This is a genomic window from Psychrobacter sp. TWP2-1-2, assembly GCF_049896785.1.
Lineage (GTDB): Bacteria > Pseudomonadota > Gammaproteobacteria > Pseudomonadales > Moraxellaceae > Psychrobacter.
The window spans coordinates 1-4622 of sequence record NZ_JAFCVA010000035.1 but is presented as its reverse complement, the minus strand read 5'-3'; the positions used below and the strand labels follow the sequence as shown (position 1 = coordinate 4622).

The window sequence follows — 4622 nt, the reverse complement described above, 5'->3', positions numbered from 1 at the left end:
CTAAAGCACTTCCGTAGTATTGCGACTAGATACGAGAAATTGGCTCGTAATTATAAGTCTATGCTGTATCTAGCTTGTACTATGATTCATTGCAAACTGAATTAGGGACACGCCCTAGTCTCTGTAAATCATTAATAGGAATTCACGAATGGATTGGGCCAGTATTTTCATACATGATACCAGCTGGGCGTTTGCTGCAGAAATTGTCATACGTGTGGTTGTCATGTTTACGATGATTATTTTGTTCTTACGTTACACTGGTAAACGCGGTGTTCGCCAGTTGTCGATTTTTGAGTTAACCATCATCTTATCGCTAGGGTCTATCGCGGGGGACCCTATGTTTACTGAGGATCTTCCGTTAATCCAAGCCATATTGATCATGAGTATCGTCATCTCCCTATATCGTTTATATACGTGGTTAATGGTGAGATATCGTCCTTTTGAGGATTTTTTAGAAGGTACGTCACTTTACATTGTAGAGGATGGCCAATTGGCTCTTAGTAAGTTTGAATTAGGCCAGATGTCACATGATGAGTTTTTTGCTGAAATGCGCATGCAAGGCATTGAACATCTAGGTCAAGTCCGTATAGGTTTGTTAGAAACCACGGGCAGCTTTAGTATATTGCTGTATCCACATGATGAGGTGCGTTATGGTCTGCCGCTATTTCCTAAGCAGTATGAAGCCGTCACTAAGATAGAGCCAAGTTGTCATTATGCTTGTATGTTTTGTGGCTATGTTACTCATCCCTTAACCCCTGATGAGCTTTGTAATCGTTGCCAAAGTAAATGTATAGGCTGGGCCAAAGCACTCAATAATAGGGTGATTAGATAACTATCCCTCTACTCAGTAAAACGTTTTGTTGCTGGGTTTGTAGTGAGTTAGATTCCTTCTAAAATAATGCCTATTATCCTATATTAGTCCAAGAATTTTTATACAGAAAGGTTGAATATCTTAATCAGAACATACTCTTACTTTTCATTACCCAAAAAATCTAGGAGCTGTCGTATATTGGAATTGTTAGCAATCGCTTTAGGAAAAACGTTTGTTAACAACATGTTATAGAGAGATCATAATAAATTCACGGAATAAACTAATCAAGGTAGATATACTATGACTAATCAATCTAACAACTCCGATAAAGACAATAACCAGTCTAATAACTCGAACAACTCAGGTGGTTCTAATAACTCAAACAACTCGGGTGGCGATACTTCAAACCGTGGTTTTGCCAGTATGGATCCAGAGAAGCAACGTGAAATTGCTAGTGAAGGTGGTAAGGCCGCTCATGGAAAAGGTACGGCTCACGAATTTACCTCTGAAGAAGCAAGAGAAGCTGGTAAACAGAGTCATAAAAATGATGATAATCGAGGTAGTTAGGGAGCGAAATCCGACTACACTATCTTTTGTATGATAAATAAAAACTCTTAAGTCTGAATTTTGCCCCATAAGATGTGAATAGCTTATGGGGTTTTTTTATTCTTCATTGTTTTACTTAAAAAATATGAAGACTGGCTATTTAAAGCATAGAATTATTTATGGCACTATTCTATTTCTACCAGTGTTAAGAGAACGCTTTATAGGGATATTAAAGGGATTTATATAATGTGGAGACCATGATGACTAATAAATGTGCCGAATTATTGGCAAACAAGGAATTAACCATAAGCTTTATTGAAAGCGCCTCAGCTGGGTATTTATCGCACCGGTTTTCTCTTAGCCCTTATTCAGGGGAGGTACTGGTAGGCGGATTAGTCTGTTACGACGTTAAAGTAAAAGAAAATGTTCTCAACGTACCTGACCAATTAATTGAAGACTATACCGCTGAGTCTTTAGAGGTCACACAAGAGCTGGTTCGTAAAGCCCAATCACTATTTAAATCAGATTTATATGTGGCCTGCACAGGTTTGTTGAAGCGTGGCGGCTCTGAAACAAAAGATAAGCCGGTCGGGACTTTTTTTTATTGTATCTCCTATAAGGATCAATTGTATGATTTCCAATGTGTATGTAAAGGTGCGCCGCAGAAAAAACTGCGCAGTTTGAACAGCAAAATCTGTAAAAGTATTATTGAGGTTGTGCGCACTTAAGATATTATTTTATTTTTCTAATATCATTGTTTTAACTTGTCTTTTTTATTATAGCCAGCTCTCAACGACTGGTTCATGCCAGGAAATACACTCATATTAAACGTTGTTTTTTTTAACCAAACATCAACACCTTTACCCCTGAATTTTGCTTAGTATAAAAAGACATTATTAAAAGATAATAAGAATTCTGCCCAACTTAACACCTACTAAGACTATAACTAGGATGGATGAATAATGAAAAAAACTATTAATCATACTGATCCCGCCGCCGATATGCACACTACTAAAGGTTTAGGCGGCGAAACCCATCAGCGTGCTGATGATGGTACTCAAGCGCTAACAACCCAGCAAGGGGTGGTTATTTCTGACAATCAAAACTCTCTTAAGAATGGCGCTCGGGGACCGACCCTGTTAGAAGATTTTGTATTACGTGAAAAAATCACGCATTTTGATCATGAGCGCATTCCTGAGCGCGTAGTACATGCGCGCGGTAGTGCGGCTCATGGTTATTTCGAGCTGACTGAATCGTTAGAAGGGATTACAACGGCCAAGATCTTAACTGAAACAGGTAAACAGACTCCGTTGTTCACCCGCTTCTCAACCGTCGCAGGTAATAAAGGTTCTAAAGATACGCCGCGCGATGTTCGAGGTTTTGCAGTCAAGCTTTATACAGATGAAGGTATTTGGGACCTGGTTTCTAACAATATGCCCATTTTCTTTATTCAAGATGCCATAAAGTTCCCCGATTTTGTTCATGCAGTTAAGCCTGAACCCGATCGCGGATTTCCGCAAGCCGCCTCTGCCCATGATACGTTTTGGGATTTTGTATCACTCAGTCCTGAAACCATGCACAATGTCATTTGGCTCATGAGCGATCGGGCTCTGCCGCGAAGTTATAGCACGATGGAAGGCTTTGGTATTCATAGTTTCCGCCTTCTTAACAAGGATGGAAAAAGTACCTTTGTACGTTTTCATTGGAAACCTGTATTAGGAGTACAGTCCCTCATTTGGGATGAAGCTGTTAAAATCTCGGGTGCTGACCCTGACTTTAATCGCCGCGATCTATTTGAGTCTATCAATAGGGGTGATTTTCCTGAATTTCACTTAGGAGTGCAGTTATTTACTGAAGAAGAAGCCGCAACATTTCCATTCGATCATTTAGATGCCACAAAACTGATTCCAGAAGAAATGGTTCCTGTTAGGATAATTGGTAAAATGGTACTTAATCGTTATCCTGATAACTTTTTTTCTGAGACAGAACAAGTAGCATTCTGCCCATCACACGTACCTCCGGGCATTGACTTTAGTAATGACCCATTATTACAAGGACGCCTATTTAGTTATTTAGATACGCAGCTCAAGCGTTTAGGGTCACCAAATTTTGTACAGATCCCAATTAATACCCCGCAGTGTCCGTTTGCTAATAATCAAAAAGATGGACATATGCAAATGCGGGTACCGAAGACACGAGTACTTTATGAACCACAAAGCCTGGATCCAACTCGGCCCCGCGAAAGCGTTAGGCAAGGATTTAAGTCATTTGCTGAGACGTTAGACGATGGCGTGAAAGGTCGTATTCGTGCTGAAAGTTTTGCGGATCATTATAGCCAGCCGCGTATGTTCTACCGAAGCCAAACGGCAATTGAGCAAGCCCATATTGCGTCAGCCTACGCTTTTGAGCTGGCTAAAGTAGAGACCGCCCATGTACGAACACGTATGCTCAGTCATTTGCGTCATATTGATGAGGACTTGGCCCAGCGTGTGGCAAAAGCGCTTGGTATGGCGTTACCCGAAGCCGCCTCCCTGGCATCACCCGTTCAGGATATGGCAACTTCTACAGCTTTACAAACCATTGGACGCACCCCTAAAAGTTTAAAAGGACGCATGATCGGTATTTTAGTCGCCGAGGGCTCAAGCTATCATGAGATAGAAAAATACGAAAAGGCTGTGAAAGCGGAAGGCGCCGCTGTTAAAATTGTGGCTCCTAATAAAGAGGTACTGCTCGATGATGGCACTCGCATTCAGGCTGATGAGCGCCTTTCAGGGGGTCCCTCAGTGTTATTTGATGCTGTGGTTAGCATCATTATGCCGGACCAGGCTAAGAAGCTGGCTCAAGATAGCTCAGCTTTAGACTGGTTTACTGATGCTTATGTGCATTGCAAAGCCATTGCTTATTGCAGTGCGACAGATGAGTTCATTTTAAATAGATTACCTATTGAAAAAGATGCGTTTGTCACACCCTTATCCGACATGACGAATTTTATTGATAACGCTAAAATGCGTCTATGGGAGCGCGAGCCTAAGGTTCGGGACCTTGCATAAGCACCTCTTTATATTGCCTTATTTCATCAATAACCCAGCCCATATGCTGGGTTGTTTTTTAGGTATAGTAGAATTACGTTAAAATCGATACAGTACGGTAATCATCCCAACCATAAGACACTTATCAAATAGAATTAAGCTGCGTGGTTTAGTTTCTGCATTGGCGTAAAACCGCCATTGCCCATATTCGGGCGCTCGTGGTTGTAGTGATATAA

Annotated in this window: 3 protein-coding genes and 2 pseudogenes; all 5 read left to right on the top strand. The window is 41.0% G+C overall.

All coding sequences use genetic code 11. The features are described from left to right. Nucleotides 1-105: pseudogene (locus ACP7AE_RS14035) on the top strand (IS5/IS1182 family transposase); the annotation flags it as partial. A 43-nt stretch (nucleotides 106-148) separates the two neighbouring features. Next, the gene (locus ACP7AE_RS14030; RefSeq protein WP_426243827.1) at nucleotides 149-832 is read left to right on the top strand and encodes a DUF421 domain-containing protein; all 684 of its coding nucleotides are present in this window, start codon (nucleotides 149-151) and stop codon (nucleotides 830-832) included. 354 nt (nucleotides 833-1186) lie between these two features. Next, nucleotides 1187-1351, top strand: a pseudogene (locus ACP7AE_RS14025) (KGG domain-containing protein); the annotation flags it as partial. Nucleotides 1352-1617: 266 nt separating this feature from the next. Next, nucleotides 1618-2085 carry a CinA family protein gene (locus tag ACP7AE_RS14020; RefSeq protein WP_298869458.1) on the top strand — a complete coding sequence of 156 codons (468 nt, stop codon included), beginning with the start codon at nucleotides 1618-1620 and terminating at the stop codon, nucleotides 2083-2085. 234 nt (nucleotides 2086-2319) lie between these two features. Then, nucleotides 2320-4407, top strand: a complete 2088-nt coding sequence (locus ACP7AE_RS14015; RefSeq protein WP_426243825.1) for a catalase — start codon at nucleotides 2320-2322, stop codon at nucleotides 4405-4407. The last annotated feature ends 215 nt before the right edge of the window (nucleotides 4408-4622 follow it).

What these genes read in the sequence shown, in the direction of transcription:
- ACP7AE_RS14030 (WP_426243827.1), top strand. Translation starts at nt 149, where the DNA reads ATGGATTGGGCCAGTATTTTCATACATGATACCAGCTGGGCGTTTGCT.
- ACP7AE_RS14020 (WP_298869458.1), top strand. Translation starts at nt 1,618, where the DNA reads ATGACTAATAAATGTGCCGAATTATTGGCAAACAAGGAATTAACCATA.
- ACP7AE_RS14015 (WP_426243825.1), top strand. Translation starts at nt 2,320, where the DNA reads ATGAAAAAAACTATTAATCATACTGATCCCGCCGCCGATATGCACACT.